Origin of the sequence: Kribbella ginsengisoli, assembly GCF_039537185.1 — a bacterium.
GTDB lineage: Bacteria > Actinomycetota > Actinomycetes > Propionibacteriales > Kribbellaceae > Kribbella > Kribbella koreensis.
Genome location: NZ_BAABAA010000002.1, coordinates 355,272 through 377,912 on the forward strand (window position 1 = coordinate 355,272; position 22,641 = coordinate 377,912).

Sequence of the window (22,641 nt, forward strand, 5' to 3'; positions counted from 1 at the left end):
GGGGTTTTATTTCGTAATTAACGCAGATCCGGGGATTTACTTCAATCCCTCAATTTATCCATGCCGGCGATCAGGAGGTCGATGGCCCTGGTGAATGCCTGATCGGCTGCCGTCACCCAGGGCTGCGCGCCGTACTCGCGTTGCCTCGTGGCGATCGCCGCCGATTCCGGGAAGCGCTCGGCGAAATCCGGCGCGGCCTCGGCGAGCGCCTTGCCTGCGGCAGCCCACCACTCGGCGTCGGCCTTCGCGATCGCCGCCCGGGCGTCGGCGGCCTGCCTGGCCGCGCCCTTGACGATGCTGAACAGCGCGCTGGTCGCCGCCTGCCGATCCTCGAACGCCAGCTCCGCGGTCGCCAGAATCTTCAGCAAAGACTCGAGCGCCTGCTGCTCATGCGGACCGAGCACTGGTCGCGCCGACTGGATCTCGAGCAGCCATGGATGCTGCAGATAGAGGTCGCGAAGCTTGCCGCTCCACCGCGCGACCGCCTTCCGCCAGTCGCCGCCGGCACGGACCTCGCCCAACTCCGCATGGACGCTGTCGTACATCAGATCGATCAGCACATCGCGGCTGACGACATAGGTGTAGAGCGACATCGCGGTCCGGCCGAGTTCGTTGCCGACGGCCCGCATCGTGACCGCCTCAAGCCCGTCCGCGTCGGCGATCCCGACCGCGGAGGCGACGATCTCCTCGACACTCGCAGCCTGCCGCGGCCCGCGCCGGGGACTCGCGACCTGGCCCCACAGCACCGCGATCGCCCGCGCCGGATCAGTCCGCATTTTACTCCTTACGACGTAAAGTGTTACGGTAACGGCTTACAGCGTAAGGAGTTTATCGTGATCGACTTCGAAGTCCACGGCACCGGGCCGAATCTCTTGCTACCGGTCAATCCTGCCCCACCGGTCGAAGGTCCAGAGGCCGATCAGATGCGCGCCTGGGGCGCCGATCCGGAGCTCGGCCACAGCTTGGTCGAGGGATTCAGCAAGCGGTTCCGGGTGATCGCCTTCGACTACGAAGGCTTCCTCCAGGCACAACCGAAGCCGACGACACTCACGCCTTCGGTCCTGGTCGACGACTTCCTGTCGGTCGCCGATGCCGCCGATGCTCCGTCCTTCGCCTACTACGGCTACAGCTGGCTCGGCATGGCCGGCTTACAACTCGCCGTCCGCACCGACCGCCTGACCGCCTTGGCGATGGGCGGCTACCCACCCCTCGACGGCCCGTACGAAGCAATGCTCGCCGTCACGACCGCGACCCACGCCGAGGCCGGCCAACCGGTCACGGGCACCGTCGTCGAGCCCGGCGACTGGGACAGTACGGAAGTTCCCCTGACCAAGGAACAGACCCAGCAATTCGTCACGCTCTACCAAGCCCTACAGGGTTTCGACGACCACGCGGTCATGTTGACCATCCCGCGGCTCTGCGTCGCCGGCAGCGCAGACAACATCCAGTACGGCGAACGCTGGGGCAACACCCTCGTCAGCATCGGCACCCCGGTGCTTGAGAACCGGGCCGAGCTGGAGCGACTCGGCTGGACAGTGGAGGTGCTGGATGGCCTGGACCATATGCAAGCGATGCAGGCCGCCCAGATCTTGCCGGTGGTCGAGCCCTGGCTGGCAGACCAGCTCAGGAAGTGAACGGCACCCTGGTCCAGCTCAGGACGTCGCGGTTCTTCGGGTCGATCGTCACCCGCAGGTAGTTGTTCACCGCGGTCGAGCCGTCGATCGTCACCCGCGTCAGGTTGCTCACCGGCTTCGTGACGCCGTACAGGGTGAGCCACTTCGACCCGGCCGCCAACGGCTGGTCGGCGTTGTACTGGTGGCTGTCGCCATTGAACAGGTACACCGGACCGCGGAAGGCAGCCGACTCCTGGGCGATCGCCTGCACGACCGGCTGGAATGCGTACCAGTCCGCGTACGCCGGGGCGGTCACGGTCGGGTCGAACATGTCGGCCTGGGTCAGCAGGACCACTGCCCGGTTGTGCTCCTCGCGCGCCCGCGCGAAGGTGTCACGGATCTCCTGGATGACGCCGGCGGTCCGGCCGAGCACCTCGGCGGTCTGCTCCGGCGTCGGCGCCGTTCTCCCGGTCCACGGCGCCAGGCTGTTGTTGCTTCCGACGACGTGCACCGCCGCGAACGCCACGTCGGCCCGGGTGAACGTCACGTCTTCGGGAAGGCCTTGCCCGGCCTGGCTAGTCACCTTCGCCGGGTGCTCACCCAGCGTCCGGCCCGGCGTCGGGAAGAACACCGACCGGATCTTCGCCAGCCGCTCGAGCGGGTTGTACCCGCCGTTGTTGACCCGGTGGCAGTCGGTCCACTCGTTGTCACCGACGGTGTAGACGAGCGGATCGGAGAACTTGTCGAACTGCGTCTTCACCTGCCCGAAGTACTCGTCGGTGCATTGCGACGAGCCGTCCTTGATGTCCCCGAGATGGCTGACCAGCCTCACCTGGGGGTCGGCGTTGATCTGCTGGACCACCTTGGGGAACGCCGCGATCTGCGCCGCCCCGTAGGGGATGTCGCCGATGACGGCGAAGGCGTACGGCTTGTCCTCATGACTCGCGCTGGTGGCGGTGGCGGACGGAAGACCGACCGTCGCGGCGATCAGCGCGACGGATCCGGTGATGAAGGACGCACGGCGAAGTCTCACGAGTTGCTCCAAGTTCAGCGGGGATACCCGCCCACTTTTCGTTCCCTCGATGAACTCCACTTCACGGCCGCATGAATATCGCCGCCTGAGAGCAGGTCAGCGGGCGAGGTACTTGCGGACGTCGTCGGCGACCTGGGCGCGGTGGACCATGCCGTACTTCTTGAGGATCGCGCTGAGGTGGGTCTTGACCGTGTTGAGGCTGATGCCGAGTTCGGCGGCGAGCTGGTCGTTGTCGAAGCCGTCGACGAGAAGGACCGCAACGCCTTGCTGGGCCTTGGTCAGGGTGGCGTAGCGGCGTTCGGGGCCCTGGTCGGTGTCGAGCATCATCTCCATCAGCTCCGACTGGATCTGCTCGGTCGCGCGAACCAGCCGGCTGAGGTGTCCTTGGACGGCTGGACCCGACCCTTCGGGCTCGGCCATCGCCTCGACGGCGATCGCCCGAAGCGACGCGATCTGATGGCCGAGGTACTCCATCACCCGATCGGAGGTCAAAAGGTTCTGCCCTTCGTCGCCGGCCGGCAACCGGCGGAGCGCCTCGGCGTCCTCACCCTCCCGGGTCAGCACCCGCGCCACGAATCCGCTCAACCACTCGAACGCGCGGACCGCGTTGTCGTCATAGCTGTTCGGCTCGTAGCTGTGCATCGACAACATGCCGAACAACCGGTCGGTGCCGCCCTCGCCGGCCCGGAAGATCGGTACCGTGACGGCATCCGCGGACAGCCGGCTCAGATCGCCGAACTGGACCCCCGTGTGCAGGACGGCACCGTTGTCATAGGCGAACCGGTAGGTCTGCCGGTGCTTCAGCAGCCACGCGGTCTGACCGTTGGGCCCGAAGTTGTGCGTATCCGGATCGAGGTAGGTGCCGGAGTCGTAGCCATAAGGGAACCGGACCCGGTTCGTGCCGTGCAGGAACCCCACGTAGAAGGTGTCCACCCGGGCGATCTTGGCGCAGACCGCCCGCACATAGTCGTACAGACCGTAGTGATCGCCCCGGTAGAGCGATTGGATCTTGTGGTACGCCTCGCGCAGGATGATCGCCGTCTCGGCGTCCACCCGCAGCGGAGCAGGCTTGTCGGAATTCACCGGCCGCCGTCCCCCTAGCTAGTCCTTCCTTGCAAGCAGGACTATGCCGCCGTCACGCTCGGTTGCCAAGGGCTCGGCCGGGAACAAGGCAGATGCCAATAGCTGCAAGTGACGACGACGCCAGGTGGATCAGCTCAGTGTGTCGACCAGGTCGCGCACGCTCGCGACGGTCTTCTCCCCTCGCCCTGAGGCCAGCTTGGTCAACGCCGCGACCAGTTCGGCGTCACACTGCGCGACCTTCACCATCCCGTCGGCAGCGACTACTTTGAGTTCGCCATGGCCCAGCGCCCGGCTCCGGTGAATCGGCCGCACCGCGCCCGCCCGCAGGTCGAACACCAGACCGCCCCGCCGGCGCTCGACCTCCGCCCGCACCTGCCCGACCGCTCCACGCTCGCCGACGACGAGTACCGAAGCCATCACCGGCTGGATCCCACGAAACGGCGGCACCTCAGCCGTTTGCACCCCGACCCGCTCGGCCGTCTCCCGGATCGCCTGCAGATCGACGGGATCGATCACCACCACTTCCCGAACGGCCTCCACCGTTTCTCCTTCTCAGCCAAGACCGTTGGCGTGAACGCGGGGGTGGCGACCAGTGTGACCAGTCAGATGCGGACCGCCCGATGTACCGCCCCCAGTACACCCGGCGATCGATCGTTTGGAGTTCACCACCTGGTTGAACTCAACCGACCCTTACGACACATCCCCAACCTGGAGCCCTGCGCTCCCCGGCCACACCGTCCACCACCACCCACGCCCACAGTTCCGAGACCCGCTCGAGCGCTCAGACCACCCGTCCCCAGTGCCCCCACCGGAACAAGCAACCACTGAACGACCGAACCATCGGCCTCCTCCATCCCCCTGACGCAAAGACTGTCACTCTCCGCACTCCCCGCCCATCCCCCACCGAATGAGCCTTCAACCACCGAGCCCTCACCCCAGGGATGAGACCTCAAGCTCACCTCACCCGGGGTTTACCGTGCCAGCCATTGCAGGATTGCGCGGTTGGTCTCTTCGGGCTTCTCCTGGTGGATCCAGTGGCCGCTGTCGAGGTGGATCTCCTCGACGTCGGGCGCGAATGCTGCGAGGTTCTCGGCAGGCGCCACGGTGTCGCGGTCGCCGTAGATCATCAGGGCGGGCTGGTGGATGATCGGGTCGACGTCGGCGAGCAGGTGCCAGTCGCGGTCGAGGTTCCGGTACCAGTTGATGCCGCCGGTGAATCCGGACTTCTCGAAGGCGGCGACGTAGACGGCCAGATCCGAGTCGCTCATCAGGGGGCCTCCGACGGGAGTCTCCGCTCGGGCGAGGTCGATCATCACCATCCCTGGCTGCGGCTCCTTGCGAGGCTCGTTCCTGCGGTACAGGTTGCGAAGAAACTGTGCCGGGTTCTCCTCGAAGACGGCGTCGGCGACGCCGGGCTGCCGGTTGAAATGGACGAAGTAGTACTCGCTGCCGAGCACCGCTTCCATGAACTCGATCCACGGGGTCTCTCCGCGCACCGGGTACGGCATGCTCAGGCAGATCACCTTGTTCACCCGCGCCGGATGCAGCAGGGTGAGACTCCACACGACCATCGCCCCCCAGTCATGGCCGACGAAGGTCGCATCCTCGTAGCCGTAGTGGTCGAGAAGTGCGACAAGATCGCCGGCCAGCCGCGCGACGTCGTAAGCGGCAACCTCGGCCGGCCGAGAGGAGTTGCCATAGCCGCGCTGGTTGGGTGCGATGACGTGGTAGCCCGCAGCAACGAGAGCAGGCACCTGATGACGCCAGGTGAAGGCAAGATCCGGCCACCCATGGCAGAGCAAAACCGGCTTCCCGCCGTTCCGCCTACCTGCTTCGAAAACCTCCAACTCCACACCGTTGACAGCGATCAAGATGGGCTCGGGAAAGTCGCTGGGGTTGCTCAGTGATTTCATCCCGCCAACCTAGGCAGCCATACCGGCCACCTCATGACCGCTTCCTCAGAACTGTCGCGGCGTACCAACCCAACCCAACCCACGCAAAGGGGGGTGCGGGGTGGCGAAGCCCCCCGCCCGCGGCGCGAAGCGCCGCACAAAATAACCAGGGCGACCCGCTTCACGGATTTTCGTGAACACAGATCGCCCATCGCCCTGGTGGAGCTGAGGGGATTCGAACCCCTGGCCTCCTCGTTGCGAACGAGGCGCGCTACCAACTGCGCCACAGCCCCAGGTTGTCGCTGATTGCCTTGCGACCGCGAAACTCTAACACGCGGGCGGTCGCTGTCTGAAATCGGTTTGGGGTGTGGATCAGTCGCCTACCGCCCGGCGGATTTCGGGTTCTTCCACCGGGGCAGGAGCAGGCTCCGGTACCACCGGTGCCGCCTCCGGTTCGGGGTCGGCGGTGCGGGCTGAGGAGAAGACTTCGGGGCCGGACAGGCTGATAGTGCGGACCGTCCGGTCGGGGGCCTTCTCCTTCATCACGTAGGTGGGCAGCGTCACAGGGACCGGGTCCCAGAGGCCGTCGGTGCGTGGCTCGGGCTTGGTCTCGGCAACGGGCTCGGCGACGACCGGGAGCTTCACCTCGATGGTCAGCTCCTGGTCCGGCGACAGCGGTGGCGCAGTCGCCGGGCCGCGGTCGTGGTGAGCCTCAGCCCGGGCACGGCGCTCGGCGGCGACGGCAGCCCGCTCACGCGCCTGGCGACGGAGCTGTACGCGGGTCAGTACGACGAAGCCGACGATCAGCCCCGCCGGTACCGACAACGTCCACCAGGCAAGCATCTGGAAGCTGGCCAGCGCCGTGACCGACAACAGCGAAAGGGTCAGGATCGACAGCACCCGCCGGCGGCGCATAGCGGCCACCCGGCGGGCTCGGTTCGGAACGTACCGCGCAGGCGGCGACGGATCCTCAGTCACTTCGTCAGGCGACTGGCCCGGAGGTCGCACGACATACCGGGACCTGGCTTGTACGTCGGTCGCCCGCGACAGCACGCGCGCTTCCGACGACGAGTACTTCTCCGCCGAGCGGCGTGCACTCGCCTCGTCGTTGCGCTTCAGCAGCATCGGGACAAGGTAGGCAGCCCACGCGGCGACGATCGCCACATAGATCAGCCCTGTCGTCCCCATGCGACGACGCTAAGACCCCGGACGGGTCAGGTCCGGTACGTGAGCCGGTGTGTCGCAAGAAGACTCGTGTGACTGGTGTGAATAGGCACGCAGCGTGATCAGGGCAAACGTGCTACCAGGCCGGGCCCGACTTCCTCGGCGTTCAGGGCGAAGATGCGATGGTCGCGCCACTCCCCGTCGATGTGCAGGAAGCGCGGCCGGTCACCTTCATAGCGGAAGCCGAGCTTCTCCACCACCCGCAGACTCGCCTTGTTCTCTGGGCGGATCGCGACTTCCAGCCGGTGCAGGCCGAGCGTGAACCAGCAGTGGTCGGCAGCGAGCGCCACTGCCGCCGGTACGATCCCCCGCCCGGCGTACTGCTCGTCTACCCAGTAGCCGAGGTTCGCCCAGCGCGCCGAGCCGTAGGTGATCCCGGAGACCGTCAACTGACCCACCAGGGGCCTCTTGGCCTTGGGACCGGCAGCACCGGCGTACGTGATGACGAAGGGCAGCATGCGTCCGTACCGCGCCTGGCGGTTCCAGTCGCGAGCCATGGCCCGGAAGGTGCGGGCACCGTCGTCGGCGCCGGGCGGTTGGGTCGCATCCCACGGGCGGAGCCAGCTGATGTTCCGCTGGCGGGCAGCACTCCACTCGGGGCCGTCAGTGGCCTTGAGGGGTCTGAGTCCTACCTGCCCGTGTTGGAGTTCCACGGGCCAGTGCACTACGGCCATCAGTCCTGGTCCGTCCGGACGTGGTCGCCGCCGCGCACCTGGTCGACCGCATGCCGCAGTAGCGGCTCCAGCACGATCAGCCCGTCCTTGACGCCACCACGGGAACCCGGAAGGTTCACGATGACCGTCTTGCCGGCCAACCCCGCCAGACCTCGGGACAGCGCGGCAGTGGGCACGCCCTGCGCGATGCCGTAAGCACGGATGGCCTCGGCGATACCGGGGATCTCTGTCTCCAGTACTGCGCGCGTGCGCTCCGGCGTCTCGTCTGTGGGCGAGATACCCGTACCACCGGTGGTCAGTACGACGTCGTATGCCGCGTCGACCGCCTTCACCAGGGCCTCACCGACAGGAGCCCCGTCCGGGACGACCGCGGGCCCATCGACGGTGAAGCCCCAGCTAGCGAGCCGTTCCGCGATCAGCGGCCCAGTGGTGTCCTCGTAGACACCAGCAGCAGCTCGGTTGGAGATGCTGATGACCAGAGCCCTCACGGCCGCTCCCAGTGCCCGGTCTTGCCGCCTTCTTTCAGCTCCACCCGTACGTCGGTCAGCACAGCCGCCGGGTCGAGCGCCTTCACCATGTCGATCACCGTCAGCCCCGCGACCGCGACAGCCGTCAGCGCCTCCATCTCCACCCCGGTACGGTCGGTGGTCTTGACGGTGGCAACGATCAGTACTGCGTCGTCTGCCACCTCCAGCTCGACCTTCGCTCCGGTGATGGCGATCGGGTGGCACAGCGGCACCAGGTCGGGCGTGCGCTTGGCCCCCATGATCCCGGCGATCCGGGCGACCGCCAGCGCGTCACCCTTCGGCACTCCCTCGCCGCGCAGCGCCGCGACGACCTCCGCCGACACATAGACCTTGCCCGAGGCAACCGCTCGCCGCGCACCGGCCGACTTCTCCGAGACGTCGACCATCCGAGCGGCGCCGGTGGCGTCAACGTGGGTCAGCCCCCCGGCAGATTCCGTCATCCGGTCTCCTCGTCCAGCAGCCAGAGCTCTGCCTGGTCGCCGGCCCGGACAGAGGTGACGTCCTCGGGCACCACGATCAGCGCGTTCGACCGGCTCAACCCGCCGAGCAGGTGTGAGCCGTGGCCGCCGACTGTACTGGCCATCCAGCCCTGATCGCCGGAGGTGGCCGATGCCCGGACGAACTGCCGCCGCCCGGCCGGGGACGAGAACCCGTCCAGCACCACGCCCTGCACCGTCTGGCGGCGGTACGGCATCGCCCCCATCAGCTTGCGCAGCGCGGGCCGTACGAACACCTCGAACGACACGTACGCCGACACCGGGTTGCCCGGCAGCGTGAAGATCGGTACCTCGTCGTCACCCATCACCCCGAAGCCCTGCGGCTTGCCCGGCTGCATGGCGACCTCGGGGAAGTCGATGGTGCCGAGCTTGGTCAGCACCTCCTTGACCACGTCGTACACGCCCTTGCTGACGCCACCGGAGGTGATCACCAGGTCGGCACGGACCAACTGGTCCGACAGCGTGTCCATGATCTTCTTCGGGTCGTCATCGACGATGCCTACCCGGTAGACGACGGCGCCGGCCTGCCGAGCCGCTGCAGCGAGCGTGTAGCTGTTGGAGTCGTAGATCTGCCCATCTCCGAGCCGCGTACCCGGCTCGCGGAGTTCAGCGCCGGTGGAGACGACTACTACTCGAGGACGCGGCCGTACGGTCACCCGGGCGCGTCCAACAGCAGCCAGTACTGCGATCTGCCGCGGACCCAGCACGGTGTCCCGGTCCATGACCTTGTCGCCTGCCTGCAGGTCCTCACCGGCGTGGCGTACGGAGGCACCTAGCGACGGCTGCTGCGCGATGTGGACTCGCGCGGCTCCCCCGTCGGTCCACTCGACAGGTACGACGCTGTCGGCCCCGCGGGGCATCGGTGCGCCCGTCATGATCCGCACTGTCGTCCCTGGAGTGACCACAATCGGCTCAGCCCGCCCAGCGGCGATCTCACCGACCACAGGCAGAGCGATCGGGTTCTCCCGGGATGCACCGGCCAGGTCGGCCGCCTGTACGGCGTACCCGTCCATGGCGGAGTTGTCGAAGCCAGGGAGGCTCACTGGAGAGACAACGTCCTCACAGAGCACCAGCCCGAGCGCCTCCATCAACGGCTGCTCGAACGGCGGCAGTGGCCTCACCCTGCCGAGTACTGCTTCCAGATGCTCGTCAACACTCCGTCTCACGCAGAGGACTCTAGTCGCTCGGGATGAGCGCCCCAGACCATGCGTACGTCCGGCACGCGCTCCTCGTTGTCGGCGCCGTCGGTACGCCGTACCTCCGTGAACCCATGCCGCCGGTAGAACTCCTGTGCCCGGGTGTTGCTCTGGAACGTCCACAGGGCGAGTCCACCGGGCCGCAGGTCCTTGGCCAGGTCGACCAGCGTCGAGCCGACCCCCTGGCCGGCTACCTCCGGGTCGACGTACAGCTGGTCGAGGTCGTCGCCGTCCAGCGTCAGTACGGCGACGATCCGGCCGTCGTCCATCGCTACCCAGCTCTGCCCGTCCGGTAGCAGCACCTCGGCGAACCAGCCGCGCACTTGTTCCTCAGTGTGGATCGCCGGTGGCAACTGCGAGTCTTGTGCGTGCCGGGACCGCCACCAAACCGCTGCGGCCTCGTCCGTGTCGTACGGCTCCAACGGCCGGATCCAGACATCATCCACGGAGCTCGGTCCCGTCGGGGATCTCCCGGCGTTCACCGGCCGGCGCCTCCACCTCGACCTCGCCGAGCACCACCACATCCTTGCCGAAGGCAACATCACCGCGGACCTCGAGCCGGTCGGCCCGGACCAGCGACGGCGGTCCGGCCGCGAACCGTGCCTCGAAGTCGGCGAGGATCTTGAAGTACTCCGGATCGAGGTCGACGTACGGCTCGTCGCCCACGTGATGGGTGGTCAGGTCGCCGGCGTCGTTCAGCTGGTACACGTCGGAGCGCAGTACCAGCAGGTCGTTGGTCGTCTTGACCGGCTTGAACCGGCTCCGGTCGACGACCACCGCCTGCGAGCCCTCGAAGGTCTCGATCGCGGTGCCCATCGCGGTCTCCAGCTGGATCACCTTCGGCGAGGACGAGTCGGCCGGGTCGACGGTCTTGCGGTTGACGATGATCGGCAGGCCGAGGATGCCGTCGTGGCCGGCCATCAACTCGGCGAGCCGGTCGAGATCGATCCACAGGTTGTTGGTGTTGAACGTCTTGTGCCGGGTGATGTCCTGGAAGTGCTTCGCGTCGTCTGGGTGCACCTGAGCGCTGTCGCGCAGGATCAGCCGGCCGTCGGACTTGCGGACGGCGACGTGGCCGCCCTTGCGGTCCGACCTGGTCCGGCGGCAGACCTCCATCCCGAATGGGACGTCGTGCTCGACCATCCAGGCGGCGATCCGGCCGTCGGGGGTGGCGCCGAGGTTGTCCGCGTTCGAGATGAACGCGTGCCGGAAACCCTTCTCCCGGAGCGCGTCGAGCGTGCCGGAGGCGACCAGGGCGGTGTAGATGTCGCCGTGGCCGGGCGGGCACCAGGCGAGCTCGGGGTCGTCGGGCCACTCGGCCGGGGTGAGGTCGTCGGCGAGGAGCTTGGGCTCCATGTTCTGCTCGAAGTCGAGCGGGACGCCGTCCACCGGCAGGTCGGAGTACTCGCCGAGGATCGCCAGCGACTCCTTCTTGGTGCGGAAGGAGTTCATCAGGACCAGCGGCAGCGGTACGTCGTACGCCCTGCGGGTGGCCAGGATCTGCCGGGCGATGATGTCGAGGAAGCTCAGTCCGTCCTTGACCGGCAGCGCCGACTTGGGTCCGGTGACGCCCATCGACGTACCGAGACCGCCGTTGAGCTTGATCACCACCGTCTCGGCGAGGGCGGCCCGCCGCGACTCCTCGCTGGGATCGAGGTGCTCCAGATGGGGCAGTTCACCCACCGGATCGATGTCGTCCTCGCGGATCGTGCCCTGCTGGCCCGACTCGAACAACCGGTAGTAGTGCGAGAAGACTTTCACCGCGACGTCGGCGACTCCGGCCGCGCGCATCTTCTCCTGTGCCTGTTGGAGACCTGCCTCACTCATGACCCAACACTAGGGTAGGCATCCTCACCGCGACGTTAACTGCGTCACTATGCGTCTCTAGGATCACCCTGTGTTCTCTTCGAAGGCGGCATTGCGTTCGCAACTGTTGGCCGCCCGGCGCGTAACGGCCGCTTTGTCCGGACCTGGGCTGCTCGCGGTCGCCCGCGAACAGGTCGAGGTGGTCGCCGCGCGGACGATCGCGGTCTACGTCTCGATGGCCAACGAGCCGCAGACAGGGCCGCTGATCGACTGGCTGCTCGCCTCCGGCCGCGAGGTTCTGCTGCCGGTCCTGTACGCCGACAACGACCTCGGCTGGGGTATCGCCCCGGGCGCGGCCGACCTGGTCCCCGGTCGACTGGGACTCTCAGAGCCGCCGGTGGATCTCGGCGCCGACGCGATCGCCTCCGCCGAGCTGGTGATCTGCCCTGCGCTCGCGGTCGACCGTCGCGGCGTACGGCTAGGCCGTGGTGGCGGTTCCTACGACCGGGCGCTGGCCCGAGTCTCTCCCGGTACGCCGACCTGGGCCGTGGTCCACGACTCCGAGATCCTCGACGAGCTCCCGGCCGACCCGCACGACCAGCCTGTCAAGGCAGCACTCACCCCGACCCGGCTGGTCCAGCTCGGATAGCTAGTTGTCCTTCTCCGGTTTGGTGAAGGTCAGTGTGTGCTTGCGGGTCGCCTCCACGGCGCCGCGGGTGAAGGCCCATGGCAGCGTCTCGCCGCGCACCCACAGCTTGGTCTGGTCGATGTAGTTCGACGAGAACGCGTGCCCGGAGACGCCGGTCAGGTTGATCCAGCGCGACTTGTCGAAGTCGGACAGGTCGACCACCATCCGCATCGACGGCGTCGAGATCACCTTGTACCCCTCGGCCGCGTCCCACGAGGTCGCGTCGACGATCGACGACCCGCCGCCCAGCTCGTACGGGCCGCGGTTGAACAGCTTGTCGACCACGCCGATGCCCGACGTGCCCAGCGTCTGGTTGGTCAGCGTCAGCTTGTGCAGCCGGCCCCACTGCCAGTTCGAGGGCTCGCGCGCCATCTTGGTGGTGATCTCGGCCCGCGCGTTGACCAGGGCCTCGCGCAGGATGTCGTCGCGGCTCTCCCGCTGCGTGGTGTCGAGGTTGTCCCACCAGGTGCTGTTCGGCTGGGTGACCAGCGTCCGCATCACCTCGAACCAGCGGGACCCGCCGTCCGGCCAGGCGCTCTCCGGCAACTGGTCGTGGAAGGTGAGCTGGAGCAAGTTGCGCCAGACGACGTTGAAGTACGCCGCGGGCGCGGAGTCGGCCGGCTGGGTGAAGTCCCAGTTCCGAAGCGTGTCCTGGCCCTGCCGGTCGAACTCGTCGTTGATCTGGACGTGCAGCAGGTACGGCATCAACTGCTCGGCGTTGCGGTTCTTGGTGTCGAGCTGGATCGAGGCCATCGCGTTCGCGTCGAGCTTGCCCGCGGCCCGGACCCGCTCGAGGATCTGTTGCGCGCGGTAGCCGTAGTCCCAGTCGTCGGTCAGGTGGTACGGGTACGTCTCCGGCACGACCGCCTGGTTCGCCGTCACGATCACGCCGTCGACGGGGTCGGCCTCGGTCGGCATCGCGTCGAACGGGATGTAGCCCTTCCAGTGGTAGCGCGAGTCCCAGCCCGGCACCGGCCAGTCGCCGAACCCGGCGTTGCGGATCGGGACCCGGCCGGGCGCCTGGTAGCCGATGTGGCCCTCGCGGTCGGCGTACACGAGGTTCTGCGACGGGACCTCGAAGATCGAGGCGGCGGCCCGGAACTGGGTCCAGTTCTGGGCCCGGTTGATCGCGAACAGCGCGTCGGCGGTCCGGCCCGGGGTCAGCGCGGTCCATTGGAGGGCGACGCCGAACGCCTCGGGGCTCTTCAGCTTCTTCGCCGACAGCTCGCCGGCCTCGCGCTCGTCGTCGCCGACGTCGGAGATGATCGGGCCGTGCCGGGACTCCCGGACGATGATCGTCTCTTCCTTGTCCTGGCCGGCGACCTTGAACTTCTCCTCGCGCCGGGCCAGGCCGGTGCGCTTGTTGTCGTACATCACCGCGTTCGGCCCGGCGAACTTCTCCAGGTACAGATCCATCACGTCGGGGTCGAGGTTGGTGAAGCCCCACGAGATCGAGGCGTTGTGGCCGATCACCACGCCGGGCAGGCCGGAGAAGCTGAACCCGGACACGTCGTACGGGCACTGCGTGTTGACGTTGTTGCAGTGCAGGCCGATCTGGGTCCAGATGCCCGGCATCGTCGCGCCGAGGTGCGGGTCGTTGGCCAGCAGCGGCTTGCCGGTGGTCGTGTGCTCACCGGAGACGACCCAGGAGTTCGAACCGATGCCGTCGCCGCGGCCGATCAGGTCCGGCAGGCCCTTGGCCACCTTGTCGATCGTGTCGAGCGACTTGAGCAGGTCCTCGGTCAGCATGCCGCGTTGCGGCGCCGGGGCCTGCTCGGAGGTGGTGAACGCGCCGCCCTTGGTCACCGCGGCCGTCGCGATGATCGGCTCGTTGCGATCGAAGGGGTAGTCCGGGTAGAGGCTGGCGATGTTGGCGACCGGGTACTTCGCCGCGAGCTTGGTGCGGGTGATCTCGTCGTCCATGTTGCCGCCGAGGTCCCACGCCATCGCCTTCAGCCAGGCCAGCGAGTCGGCCGCGGTCCAGGGCTCCGGGTGATAGTCGGGGCCGGTCGGGTCCTTCAGCGACAGTACGGCGTACTCGAGGCTGAGGGCGGAGCCCTCGTGGGTGTCGAGGTAGGCGTTGACGCCGCGGGCGTAGTCGTCCAGGTACTGCCGGGTGGTCGGCGTGAGCAGGGCGAGCTCTTTCTCCGCGACCCGTCGCCAGCCGAGCGTGCGGACGAACTTGTCCGTCTCCAGCGCCTTCTTGCCGAACAGCTCGGCCAGCCGGCCGGACGTCACGTGCCGGCGGAAGTCCATCTCGAAGAACCGGTCCTGGGCGTGTACGTAACCCTGAGCGGCGAACAGATCACCCGGCTTGTCGGCATAGATCTGCGGGATGCCGTTGCCGTCGCGGACCACCTCCACGTCCGCGTCGAGTCCGGTCAGCTCCACCGTCCCGTCGTAGCCGGGGAAGGAGTGGCGGACGACGAAGACGCCGGTCCCGGCCACCACCAGGAGCAAGGTGGCGAACACGATTCCGGACAGGATGATGACACGCAGCAGGCGACGCACGGACCAAACTTAGAGAATCCGGCCCCGCACCCCAAATGCCGCTCCCCGAAACCTGTGGACACAGAGCGGTCTAGACCGCCGATCCCGGGCAGAAGTTGGAATACTTCGGGCCCGTAACGCATTATTAGCAGTCGAGTAGTAGGAGTGCCAGCGGCCTGAAGGGGAATCACGTGCCGACGTACCAGTACCAGTGCACCGAGTGTGGTAACTCGCTCGAGGTCCGCCAGAGCTTCACCGACGACGCCCTGACGGTCTGCCCCGAGTGCCAAGGGACCCTGCGCAAGGTCTTCAACGCCGTGGGTGTCGTGTTCAAGGGCTCCGGTTTCTACCGCAACGACAGCCGCTCGTCGGGGACCAGCACGCTGCCGGCCAAGAGCGAGTCGTCCTCGTCTTCGTCGTCGGAGTCGTCGTCCAACGGGTCGAAGGCGTCGTCCTCGGACTCGTCCAAGGGTTCGTCGTCGTCTTCTTCCGGCTCGTCGGGTTCGTCCGGGCCGTCCTCGAGCAGCAACACCAGCGCTGCCTGAACTTCCTTTGTGGACAACGGAAGAACGGGCTTCGTAGGCTCGTACCTTCCCTGGCATGAGCCGACTTCTTCTTCGTGACCTGCTGAAAGCTGTTCGCCGGCACCGCCGCCTGCTGGCCGGGGTGTCCGCGGCGGCAGCCGTGTACTGCGGCATGGCCGCCCTTTCCCCGCCACCATCACCGACGGTCGCCGTCCTGGCCGCCGCCAGAGACCTGGCCGGTGGCTCGCCGCCGACGGCGCGCGACCTTCGAACGCTGCGACTCCCTGTCGCCGTCGTGCCCGCCGGCGCCCTGCAGCCGGGCAGCGACGTCGCCCGACGTGTCCTCGCGGGACCGGTGCGCTCCGGCGAGCCACTCACCGACGCGCGGTTTCTGAGTCCTGCGTCACTCCCCGCCGGGCAACTGGCCTATCCCGTCCGAATCGACGACGCGGACCTGACCACGCTGCTCCAGGTCGGCGACCGGATCGACCTGTACGCCGCGACGAGCACTCCGGCCGATGCCGGGACTCCCCTGGCCGGCGCCGTGCGGGTGATCGCATTGCCCGCGGCGCGTCCGTCGTCAACCGGGGCCTCGGGGGCGCTGGTCGTGATCGCGGCCGGGCGGGACGTGATCGGCCGAATCGCGCAAGCGACGGCGAATGCACGGATCAGCTTCGCACTGACGCCCGACACCAGCTGATCCATCGACTGGTCACTTATCAGACACGGGCGGTGGCGATCGGTGGCGGTGCGGCGCGGTTGCTCGCGATCCAGCGAGTGGAGTCCTACGTTTTGCGGGTACCCAGCCGAGGGTCCGCCCGGGCCCCGCATCGTGGAGGCACTGCAAAATGATCGACGGCTTCAAGAAATTCCTTATGCGGGGCAACGTCCTCGACCTCGCCATCGCGGTCGTGATCGGCACCGCGTTCGCCACCGTGGTGAAGACAGTGGTCGACAACCTCGTGTCGCCACTGATCGCCTCACTCGGCGGCAGCAACGTGAACGGACTGGCCTTTCACATCGTCGACGGCAACGCTGCCTCGAAGGTCGACATCGGCGCGATCATCAACGCCTTCGTCGTCTTCTTCCTGACCGCGCTCGTCGTGTACTTCGTCCTGGTCGTCCCGATGAAGAAGATCCAGGACCGCCGCGCGGCCAAGGCCGGCACGCCCGAGGAGGAGCCGGAGCCGTTGACCATGGACCAGGAGTTGCTGGTCGAGATCCGCGACGCTCTGCGGGCCCGTCCGCTGAACTGACCGAGGTCATGAAGGTCCGGTCGGCTGTGTCCTCGCAGTACAACGCAGTCGACCGGACCGGCGGCGCGGACCCGCAGTCCGGTCGGCTTCGGCAGTCCGGTCGGATCCGGCGAGTCATCGGCTCCGGCAGGGCAGCTGGCCACGGCGGGTCAATCGGCTCCGGCGGGTCAGTTGGCCACGGCAGGTCAGTTGGCCACGGCGGGTCAGTTGGCTCCGGCGGGTTCGTCGGTCGTGGGGTATTGGAGCCAGGTGTAGTTGATGGGTTGGGGCTTGTTCCATTCGGCGGCTATGTCGTCGGGGACGGGCTGGAAGCCGGCTCGGAGGTAGGCGCGGATGGCTTGGATGTTGTCGGGGCGGACGCGGAGGAAGATTTCGGCGTAGCCGGCGGACCGGGCCGGTTCCAGGAGAGCGCGGACGAAGTCGGTGCCGACGCCCTTGCCGCGCAGCGCCGGGTCGACGATGAGGCGGGCCAGCTCGACTTCGTCTTCTTCGTCGTCGAGCCAGAGTTCGCCGTACGCGACCGGGGTTTCGCCATCGAAGTACAGGTAGGCCCGGATGTCGTCGGCGATCGCGCGCCAGCTGGTCAGGATGTCGGCCGGGAACGGGTACTCGTCCCGCCCGGTCAGCAACGCGACCTCATGGGCCGTCGTCGCCCAGCCCGCGACGAGTGCCGTGTACTCACTCTCGAACGACCGCAGCTCCATCAGGACTGTCTCCTCGCGAAAGCAGCCAGCGTCCCGGCCAGTTCGTCTTTGTGGGGTGGGAAGTATGGGGTGGGTGGTTCTGGGCAGCCGGGGAGTTCGCGACTGCCGGGGATCAGGCCCAGCAAGGCATCGACCGTCTTGCGTTGATGAGATGGATTCTCTGGCACCGAAGGGAGGACTGCCACTGGAATACCCAGGCGCGCAAGGTCTTCGTCCCGCACTCCACGCAAGGTGTCCGCAGCGAGCAATTCGTCAGCCACGGTTGATGATGCGCCCCTGGAGGTGAGGCCTGCGTGCGTGCGTTCGTCGGTCACCGGGTCGCCGCCCGTCGCCGGCCAGGCCAGGACGAGTCCTTCGACCAGCTCTGGGTACTCGATCGCCAGTAGGGCAGCCACCGAGCACCCGTTGGAGGCGCCGACCACCACGACCGGTTCCTGCGGAAGGTGCTCGCGCAGTACCGCGACTTCTTCGGCCCAACTGCCTGGCTGCTGGGGACGATCAGGCACCAGGACGGTGACACCGCGCGCCTCGAGTGTGGCGACGATGCCCGGAGTACGCCAGAAGCGTTCCGCGTCCATCGGTTCCCACAAGCCACCGTGGACCAGGAAAACCGTGCTCATCGACAGCGCAGCCGGTCAGTGATGCGGCGGGACCTCGCGCAGGATCCGCTCGTCGTCGTCACTGCTGAAGTCGTTCTCACCCCAGGTGCGCGGGTCGTCGTCCCGGGTCTGTTCGGGCAGCAGCGGCTCGTCGTCTTCGTACGGGCTCGTCATACGCTCATTTTACCCCGTGACCAGATAGACGCAGTGCCGTGACAGTTCTGCCACGACCAGTGAGATCCTCCTCGACCATGATGGGTTCCCTTGCCCAACCGGAAGGACCGAGTCGTGAGTGCATCAAGGACACGGGGCTTCATCGGGGCGACGCTCGTCGTGACAGTGCTCGGATTTACCGCCGCCTGCGGTAACGAGGACTCCAGCGGCGCCGGCGCCCAGCCCAGCAACCCGCCGACCACCCCCAGCACGCCACCAACAATGCCCACCGCCACCCCGAGCGGAACACCGAGCATGGACTGCCCGCAGACCATCACCGCCGTCCGGGACGCCGTCGGCAAGGCCGTCTGGGGCAAGGGGACCGCCAAGTCCCTGTTCCAGCCGGTCAGCGTCACGATCTGCCAGTACGACGCGCAGGCGACCGGCCAGGACTATGCGACCGTCACCACCAAGCGGACCGCGGCCCAGGCCGTCGACCTCTTCGCCTTGGTGAACAGCGCGAAGCCGGTGCCGAAGAAGCCGGCCGTCTGCACCAAGGAACTGGGGCCGACCTACGTGCTGCGGTTCACCGACAACGACCGCGGCGTGCTCTCGTACACCGCGGAGGCGTTCGGTTGCCGCCAGCTGGTGGCGACCTCGTTCGAAGGACAAGGCAAGCCCGGCGAGCTCGCGTCGCCGCGGCAGGTCTCTCCCGAGCTGATCAAGGCGCTCGGCCTGCGCTGACCCTGCCCCGGACGTGCCCCCCGAAGCCGTCCGGGCCGGGGTCACCCCGCCCGCCTTGTGGGTTCCACCCGCAAGGCGGGCGGCTCGGCCTCCGCACCGGTGAGATCGAACTGTGTGTGAATCTCTGCAGCACCCTGGGTAGCACACTGCGTCTAATAGGTGTGAGGTGTTGTACGCCCAGTTGGGGAGTTGCGAGTGGAGTTCGAGGAGTACGCGTCCGCGCGCGGGCAGGAACTGGTGCGCCTCGGTTTCACCGTCTCCGGCGACTACCAGCGGGCGGAGGATCTGGCCCAGATCGCGCTGATGCAGGCGTTCCGGTCCTGGCGCAAGGTGCAGCGGGCCGACGACCCGCACCACTACGTGCGCCGGATCCTGATCAATTCCTATCTGTCGATGACGCGTCGCCGGTCCTTCACCGAGGCCCCGGCGGCCGACCTCGACACCGATCGCACGGTGCCGGATCCGGCCACGGACATCGTGAACTCCGACGACCTCTGGCGAGCCCTCGCCACGCTGTCGGCCCGGGAAAGGGTCGTCCTGGTGCTGCGCTACTACCAGGACCTGGACGACCGGACGATCGCCGACCTGCTCGGCATCAAACCGTCCTCGGTGCGCGCGACCGCGAGTAGAGCCCTCGCCGCGCTCCGCAGGACGAGGCAGTCCCACCGTGTTGATGAGAGGTTGTCGTGAGCAAGACAGAGCTGGAAACAGAGCAACTGGAGGACGGCCTGCGCGCCACTTTCGAGCGCGCCGCCGCTTCGGTGCCACCGTCCGCCGACCTGGTCGGCCGGGCGACCGTCGGCGCCCAGCAGGCGCAACGGCGTACCTGGCTGATCTCGGGTGCCGCCGCAGCCGCGGTGGCCGTGGTCGCCGCGGTCAGCTTCAGCCTGGCCGGTCCGTCCCAGTCGACTCCGCAGCCGGCGGGGAGCAACCCTGCACCGGCCGGTTCGAATGCTCAGGCTCCTGCAGCCACGGCCCAGGCCGTAGTCGGCACCTGGCGACCGGTGCATCTCAGCGGCTTCACCACCCTCAAGGCGGCCCGGCCGGACAACCCGACCATCACCTTCAAGGCCGACGGGACCTGGGTCGGCTCCGACGGCTGCAACGGGATCAACGGCACCTACTCGATCGGGCAGCGCGGCGAGTTCAGCAGCAAGTCGGGCAGTCAACGGATGGTCGGCTGCGACAACGTCCCGCACACCGCGATCCTGGCGGCCGCGAAACGGATCACCAGCGACAAGACCGGCCTGACGTTCTACGCCGGCGACGGGCGAGAAGTTGCGAGATACGCTCGCGCACGGTAGTCAAATTTGCTTGCGGACGGTGATCGCCTATTGACTATGAGCTGTCCCTGACCGGACGATTCACGGAGGCCGTCCACCGATTGGGGAGCTTAGTGCGACTCTCAGCTACCGTTCCGCTGCTCGCTCTTAGCTCAGTGTCACTGGTCACCGCATCACTTTCGGCCCTGCCGTCGACGGCTGCGCCGGGAGTACCGGCAACTGTGACGCAGGCCACGGTGTGCAACCACGCCGATCCGACGACCACGTCCTCCGACGCCACCAGGCTGTCCCAGCCCGTCTCGGCCAGCGACTCACGACCGCTCGGCCAGGCGATCGCGGAGGGCGTGACCAGCGCGGTCCGCTCGATCGAGCCGCTCGACGCGACCGGCCGGCCGACCTCGGGTCTTCCGTACGGGCTGAGCCAGGGCATCGTCGGCGTACTGGGGTCGCCTGAGACCGGCTACAAGGTCGTTGTGGACGACTCGGTGGTCGACGAGAAGAAGTACCAGGCAGCCGTCTCCAAGAACGTTCCGGCCGCGGGGCAGAAGATGCTCGGCCTCGAGCGCAGCTGCCGTTCCGCCCGCTCGATCGCGGACGCCTGGAACCGGATCAGCGCGCGTTCATGGACCGACGCGGCCAAGACGACGTACAGCGCGGACCTGGACCCGGCGACGGAGGAAGTCGTGGTCGAGTACGACAAGGCCTCGACGTCGGCTGCGTCGGTCGCGGCGTTGCAGTCGCTGGACGGCGTACGGGCATCGGCCGGTGGTCTGCAGCGGACGTCGCGGGTGAGCGACACCCCGACCGGCGGCCACTGGGGCGGCGCGATGATCAAGTCGGCGCTCAAGTTGTGTACCGCGGGCTTCTCGGTCGTCAAGCGGTCGAACGGCCAGCGCGGCTCGGTCACGGCCGGCCACTGCGGCGGCGTCGGCACGGTCTGGAACTCGGGTACCAACTACTACGGCACCACGTCGGTGCGGACGAACTATCCCGACTACGACCAGTCCCTGCTGACCGGCAGCTCGTACGGCCCCAAGATCTGGACCGACGGCCCCGGCGACTCGGTCGACACCCGGACAGTCAAGGCCGCCGGCGACCCGGCCCTCGGCTCCTTCATCTGCCAGTCCGGCTACAAGAGCCTCTCGATGTGCCGGCTCACGGTGAAGTCGCTGAGCGCGAAGTACTGCGACACGGACGGCTGCACCACCTATGTCATCCGCGCGACCCGCGACAACGCCGTCGCCATCCGCGGCGGTGACTCCGGCGGCCCCATCTACACCACCTCCCCCGGCGGCGGCGCCACCATCCGCGGCCTCTCCTTCGCCGGCGGCGGCTGCACCGCCTCCAACTGCATCACCCTCTACGCCGAGCGCTACGCCTCCATCTCCGGCCACCTAGGCGTGAACGCACTCATCGGCTGACTCCGCTACCCTTGTCCCCGGTCCACACGTGCGCCCCCGTAGCTCAGGGGATAGAGCGTCGGTTTCCTAAACCGTGCGTCGCAGGTTCGAATCCTGCCGGGGGCACCCAGCCGCTTTCTGCCTTTCAATCGTCTTGGGTCACGGTGAAGGGTGCGTAGCCAGGGTCGACGCGGTCGACGGACAGGTCGGCGAAGACCAGTGTGATGGCGTGGATGTTGGTTTCGATCGTCGCTTCGTGGACTGGTTGGCCCAACTGGGCGGACCAGGTCGCGGTTTCCGGTGTGGTGGGTAGGAGCTTGGCGCCTGGGTAGAGGGGATGCCAGCGGACGCCCCAGACGAGGCCGTCGAGTTCGCAGCCTTGATCGAAGTCGAGCAATCGGTCGTCCAGCGATCGGGTCCAGACGTCTGGTGAGACCGATGTGGTGACGGATGCGCGGACGCAGTGCTTGAAGCGGTAGCGGAGGTACTCCGGTGCAATGCCGCTTTGCGGATCAGCCGTCGTGTAGATGAGTACGTCGTAGTCGCGCATGTAGTCGGTGTAGCCGTGGAAGACGAGCGCGTGGTCGTAGATGTCGTCGAAGGCCGCGGTGATCTGATGAGCGTCCACGAGCGGAATCCTCTCGCACCCGCAGGTGAGGGAGAATTGGTGTGTGAAGAAGCCTCAGACCGATCCTGTGATCGCACGCAATCGCAAGGCTGCCCATGAGTATGAGCTGGGGGAGTCTTGGGAAGCCGGGATTGTGTTGCAGGGGATGGAAGTCAAGGGGTTGCGGGCTGGGCGGGCTTCGTTGGTGGGTGGGTTCGCTCAGGTCGAGGATGGCGAGATCTGGCTGCATGGGGTGCATATTCCGCAGTACTCGCAGGCTCGGTGGTTCGAGGGTGGGTCGCGGCGGAAGCGGAAATTGTTGTTGCATCGGGCACAGATCGACAAGATCGAGCGGAAGGTCAACGAGAGCGGATTGACCATCGTGCCTACGGTTCTGTACTTCAAGGACGGGCGGGCGAAGGTGGAGATCGCGCTGGCCCGGGGAAAGAAGAGCTGGGACAAACGGAACGCGCTCGCAGAGCGAGAGGCGACCCGTGAGGTCGAGCGCGCGATCAGCCGGCGACTGAAGGGTCGCAAGGACTGATACGGGACCACTTGCCTGGGTAAGGCAAACGGTGGGTTACCCGGAGGCCAACATCCTGGAGCACTGACATCTGTCATGGGGTGGCCTTCGCCGGGTGGCTTACT

27 protein-coding genes and 2 tRNA genes are annotated in these 22,641 nt (G+C 67.3%); 11 read left to right on the forward strand and 18 right to left on the reverse strand.

Features of this window, described 5'->3' with window-relative positions; translation table 11 throughout:
• Positions 1 to 41: 41 nt before the first annotated feature.
• Positions 42 to 776: a TetR/AcrR family transcriptional regulator gene (locus ABD768_RS09000; protein WP_344839347.1), complete on the reverse strand. Its 735-nt coding sequence runs from the start codon at positions 774 to 776 to the stop codon at positions 42 to 44.
• A gap of 57 nt (positions 777 to 833) precedes the next feature.
• On the opposite strand from ABD768_RS09000, the gene ABD768_RS09005 reads away from it, so the two are divergent.
• Complete coding sequence (locus ABD768_RS09005; protein WP_344839350.1) at positions 834 to 1,634, forward strand: alpha/beta fold hydrolase; 801 nt, start codon at positions 834 to 836, stop codon at positions 1,632 to 1,634.
• On the opposite strand, the gene ABD768_RS09010 is transcribed toward ABD768_RS09005, so the two are convergent.
• The 12 genes from ABD768_RS09010 to ABD768_RS09065 form a co-directional block, all read right to left on the reverse strand.
• Entirely contained in the window at positions 1,624 to 2,646 is a 1,023-nt protein-coding gene (locus tag ABD768_RS09010) for a metallophosphoesterase (protein ID WP_344839353.1), read from the reverse strand. The two genes, ABD768_RS09005 and ABD768_RS09010, sit on opposite strands and share 11 nt — an antisense overlap.
• A gap of 96 nt (positions 2,647 to 2,742) precedes the next feature.
• Positions 2,743 to 3,729, reverse strand: a complete 987-nt coding sequence (locus tag ABD768_RS09015) for a LuxR C-terminal-related transcriptional regulator (RefSeq protein WP_343973647.1) — start codon at positions 3,727 to 3,729, stop codon at positions 2,743 to 2,745.
• A 129-nt stretch (positions 3,730 to 3,858) separates the two neighbouring features.
• A complete protein-coding gene (locus ABD768_RS09020; protein ID WP_343973650.1) occupies positions 3,859 to 4,269 on the reverse strand; it encodes a hypothetical protein in 411 nt (136 codons plus the stop codon).
• 431 nt (positions 4,270 to 4,700) lie between these two features.
• Complete coding sequence (locus tag ABD768_RS09025) at positions 4,701 to 5,642, reverse strand: alpha/beta fold hydrolase (RefSeq protein WP_344839357.1); 942 nt, start codon at positions 5,640 to 5,642, stop codon at positions 4,701 to 4,703.
• A 196-nt stretch (positions 5,643 to 5,838) separates the two neighbouring features.
• Positions 5,839 to 5,914, reverse strand: a tRNA-Ala gene (locus ABD768_RS09030).
• Between the two features lie 79 nt (positions 5,915 to 5,993).
• On the reverse strand, positions 5,994 to 6,809 hold the full coding sequence (gene sepX / locus ABD768_RS09035; RefSeq protein WP_343973656.1) for a divisome protein SepX/GlpR: 816 nt from the start codon (positions 6,807 to 6,809) through the stop codon (positions 5,994 to 5,996).
• A gap of 98 nt (positions 6,810 to 6,907) precedes the next feature.
• Positions 6,908 to 7,519 carry a GNAT family N-acetyltransferase gene (locus ABD768_RS09040; RefSeq protein ID WP_343973659.1) on the reverse strand — a complete coding sequence of 204 codons (612 nt, stop codon included), beginning with the start codon at positions 7,517 to 7,519 and terminating at the stop codon, positions 6,908 to 6,910.
• Entirely contained in the window at positions 7,519 to 8,007 is a 489-nt protein-coding gene (locus ABD768_RS09045; protein WP_344839361.1) for a MogA/MoaB family molybdenum cofactor biosynthesis protein, read from the reverse strand. Before ABD768_RS09045 ends, ABD768_RS09040 begins: the two co-directional genes overlap by 1 nt.
• The gene (gene moaC, locus ABD768_RS09050) at positions 8,004 to 8,486 is read right to left on the reverse strand and encodes a cyclic pyranopterin monophosphate synthase MoaC (RefSeq protein ID WP_343973665.1); all 483 of its coding nucleotides are present in this window, start codon (positions 8,484 to 8,486) and stop codon (positions 8,004 to 8,006) included. Before moaC ends, ABD768_RS09045 begins: the two co-directional genes overlap by 4 nt.
• On the reverse strand, positions 8,483 to 9,709 hold the full coding sequence (glp, locus tag ABD768_RS09055; protein ID WP_343973668.1) for a molybdotransferase-like divisome protein Glp: 1,227 nt from the start codon (positions 9,707 to 9,709) through the stop codon (positions 8,483 to 8,485). Before glp ends, moaC begins: the two co-directional genes overlap by 4 nt.
• Entirely contained in the window at positions 9,706 to 10,185 is a 480-nt protein-coding gene (locus ABD768_RS09060; protein WP_344839364.1) for a GNAT family N-acetyltransferase, read from the reverse strand. The genes glp and ABD768_RS09060 overlap by 4 nt, the downstream gene beginning before the upstream one ends.
• On the reverse strand, positions 10,178 to 11,566 hold the full coding sequence (locus ABD768_RS09065) for a UTP--glucose-1-phosphate uridylyltransferase (RefSeq protein ID WP_344839367.1): 1,389 nt from the start codon (positions 11,564 to 11,566) through the stop codon (positions 10,178 to 10,180). Before ABD768_RS09065 ends, ABD768_RS09060 begins: the two co-directional genes overlap by 8 nt.
• 70 nt (positions 11,567 to 11,636) lie before the next feature.
• Between ABD768_RS09065 and ABD768_RS09070 the strand changes: the two genes are divergently transcribed.
• Positions 11,637 to 12,194, forward strand: coding sequence for a 5-formyltetrahydrofolate cyclo-ligase (locus ABD768_RS09070; RefSeq protein WP_343973680.1), 558 nt, complete (start codon positions 11,637 to 11,639; stop codon positions 12,192 to 12,194).
• Here the strand turns inward: ABD768_RS09070 and ABD768_RS09075 are convergent, their stop codons facing one another.
• Positions 12,195 to 14,744 carry a penicillin acylase family protein gene (locus tag ABD768_RS09075; protein ID WP_344839369.1) on the reverse strand — a complete coding sequence of 850 codons (2,550 nt, stop codon included), beginning with the start codon at positions 14,742 to 14,744 and terminating at the stop codon, positions 12,195 to 12,197.
• A 170-nt stretch (positions 14,745 to 14,914) separates the two neighbouring features.
• Here ABD768_RS09075 and ABD768_RS43095 point away from each other — a divergent pair, with 170 nt between their 5' ends.
• From ABD768_RS43095 to mscL, 3 genes are all read left to right on the forward strand, one after another.
• Positions 14,915 to 15,268, forward strand: coding sequence for an FmdB family zinc ribbon protein (locus ABD768_RS43095; protein ID WP_425558413.1), 354 nt, complete (start codon positions 14,915 to 14,917; stop codon positions 15,266 to 15,268).
• A gap of 55 nt (positions 15,269 to 15,323) precedes the next feature.
• The gene (locus ABD768_RS09090) at positions 15,324 to 15,947 is read left to right on the forward strand and encodes an SAF domain-containing protein (protein WP_344839371.1); all 624 of its coding nucleotides are present in this window, start codon (positions 15,324 to 15,326) and stop codon (positions 15,945 to 15,947) included.
• A 148-nt stretch (positions 15,948 to 16,095) separates the two neighbouring features.
• Positions 16,096 to 16,503 carry a large conductance mechanosensitive channel protein MscL gene (gene mscL / locus ABD768_RS09095; protein ID WP_343973690.1) on the forward strand — a complete coding sequence of 136 codons (408 nt, stop codon included), beginning with the start codon at positions 16,096 to 16,098 and terminating at the stop codon, positions 16,501 to 16,503.
• A gap of 203 nt (positions 16,504 to 16,706) precedes the next feature.
• On the opposite strand, the gene ABD768_RS09100 is transcribed toward mscL, so the two are convergent.
• The 3 genes from ABD768_RS09100 to ABD768_RS09110 are packed head-to-tail and all read right to left on the reverse strand — an operon-like array spanning position 16,707 to position 17,980.
• Positions 16,707 to 17,207 carry a GNAT family N-acetyltransferase gene (locus tag ABD768_RS09100; RefSeq protein WP_344839373.1) on the reverse strand — a complete coding sequence of 167 codons (501 nt, stop codon included), beginning with the start codon at positions 17,205 to 17,207 and terminating at the stop codon, positions 16,707 to 16,709.
• A complete protein-coding gene (locus ABD768_RS09105) occupies positions 17,207 to 17,827 on the reverse strand; it encodes an alpha/beta fold hydrolase (RefSeq protein WP_344839376.1) in 621 nt (206 codons plus the stop codon). The genes ABD768_RS09100 and ABD768_RS09105 overlap by 1 nt, the downstream gene beginning before the upstream one ends.
• 15 nt (positions 17,828 to 17,842) lie before the next feature.
• A complete protein-coding gene (locus ABD768_RS09110) occupies positions 17,843 to 17,980 on the reverse strand; it encodes a hypothetical protein (RefSeq protein WP_343973699.1) in 138 nt (45 codons plus the stop codon).
• Between the two features lie 114 nt (positions 17,981 to 18,094).
• Between ABD768_RS09110 and ABD768_RS09115 the strand changes: the two genes are divergently transcribed.
• The 5 genes from ABD768_RS09115 (at position 18,095) to ABD768_RS09135 (ending at position 21,512) form a co-directional block, all read left to right on the forward strand.
• A complete protein-coding gene (locus tag ABD768_RS09115; protein WP_344839379.1) occupies positions 18,095 to 18,703 on the forward strand; it encodes a hypothetical protein in 609 nt (202 codons plus the stop codon).
• A 195-nt stretch (positions 18,704 to 18,898) separates the two neighbouring features.
• Positions 18,899 to 19,393 carry a SigE family RNA polymerase sigma factor gene (locus tag ABD768_RS09120; RefSeq protein ID WP_343973706.1) on the forward strand — a complete coding sequence of 165 codons (495 nt, stop codon included), beginning with the start codon at positions 18,899 to 18,901 and terminating at the stop codon, positions 19,391 to 19,393.
• The gene (locus tag ABD768_RS09125) at positions 19,390 to 20,007 is read left to right on the forward strand and encodes an META domain-containing protein (RefSeq protein ID WP_343973710.1); all 618 of its coding nucleotides are present in this window, start codon (positions 19,390 to 19,392) and stop codon (positions 20,005 to 20,007) included. Before ABD768_RS09120 ends, ABD768_RS09125 begins: the two co-directional genes overlap by 4 nt.
• A 200-nt stretch (positions 20,008 to 20,207) precedes the next feature.
• The gene (locus ABD768_RS09130; RefSeq protein ID WP_344839382.1) at positions 20,208 to 21,407 is read left to right on the forward strand and encodes a chymotrypsin family serine protease; all 1,200 of its coding nucleotides are present in this window, start codon (positions 20,208 to 20,210) and stop codon (positions 21,405 to 21,407) included.
• Positions 21,408 to 21,439: 32 nt separating this feature from the next.
• Positions 21,440 to 21,512 (forward strand) — tRNA-Arg (locus tag ABD768_RS09135).
• Positions 21,513 to 21,531: 19 nt separating this feature from the next.
• On the opposite strand, the gene ABD768_RS09140 is transcribed toward ABD768_RS09135, so the two are convergent.
• Positions 21,532 to 22,014, reverse strand: coding sequence for a YxiG-like protein (locus tag ABD768_RS09140; RefSeq protein ID WP_344839384.1), 483 nt, complete (start codon positions 22,012 to 22,014; stop codon positions 21,532 to 21,534).
• Positions 22,015 to 22,057: 43 nt separating this feature from the next.
• On the opposite strand from ABD768_RS09140, the gene smpB reads away from it, so the two are divergent.
• On the forward strand, positions 22,058 to 22,537 hold the full coding sequence (smpB, locus tag ABD768_RS09145; protein WP_344839386.1) for an SsrA-binding protein SmpB: 480 nt from the start codon (positions 22,058 to 22,060) through the stop codon (positions 22,535 to 22,537).
• Positions 22,538 to 22,641: the final 104 nt, after the last annotated feature.

Excerpts from the sequence above, each read along its gene's own strand:
- ABD768_RS09000 (WP_344839347.1), bottom strand. The coding sequence starts at position 776 with ATGCGGACTGATCCGGCGCGGGCGATCGCGGTGCTGTGGGGCCAGGTC.
- ABD768_RS09025 (WP_344839357.1), bottom strand. The coding sequence starts at position 5,642 with ATGAAATCACTGAGCAACCCCAGCGACTTTCCCGAGCCCATCTTGATC.
- ABD768_RS09040 (WP_343973659.1), bottom strand. The coding sequence starts at position 7,519 with ATGGCCGTAGTGCACTGGCCCGTGGAACTCCAACACGGGCAGGTAGGA.
- moaC (WP_343973665.1), bottom strand. The coding sequence starts at position 8,486 with ATGACGGAATCTGCCGGGGGGCTGACCCACGTTGACGCCACCGGCGCC.
- sepX (WP_343973656.1), bottom strand. The coding sequence starts at position 6,809 with ATGGGGACGACAGGGCTGATCTATGTGGCGATCGTCGCCGCGTGGGCT.
- ABD768_RS09110 (WP_343973699.1), bottom strand. The coding sequence starts at position 17,980 with ATGACGAGCCCGTACGAAGACGACGAGCCGCTGCTGCCCGAACAGACC.
- mscL (WP_343973690.1), top strand. The coding sequence starts at position 16,096 with ATGATCGACGGCTTCAAGAAATTCCTTATGCGGGGCAACGTCCTCGAC.
- ABD768_RS09105 (WP_344839376.1), bottom strand. The coding sequence starts at position 17,827 with ATGAGCACGGTTTTCCTGGTCCACGGTGGCTTGTGGGAACCGATGGAC.
- ABD768_RS09090 (WP_344839371.1), top strand. The coding sequence starts at position 15,324 with ATGAGCCGACTTCTTCTTCGTGACCTGCTGAAAGCTGTTCGCCGGCAC.
- ABD768_RS09100 (WP_344839373.1), bottom strand. The coding sequence starts at position 17,207 with ATGGAGCTGCGGTCGTTCGAGAGTGAGTACACGGCACTCGTCGCGGGC.
- ABD768_RS09065 (WP_344839367.1), bottom strand. The coding sequence starts at position 11,566 with ATGAGTGAGGCAGGTCTCCAACAGGCACAGGAGAAGATGCGCGCGGCC.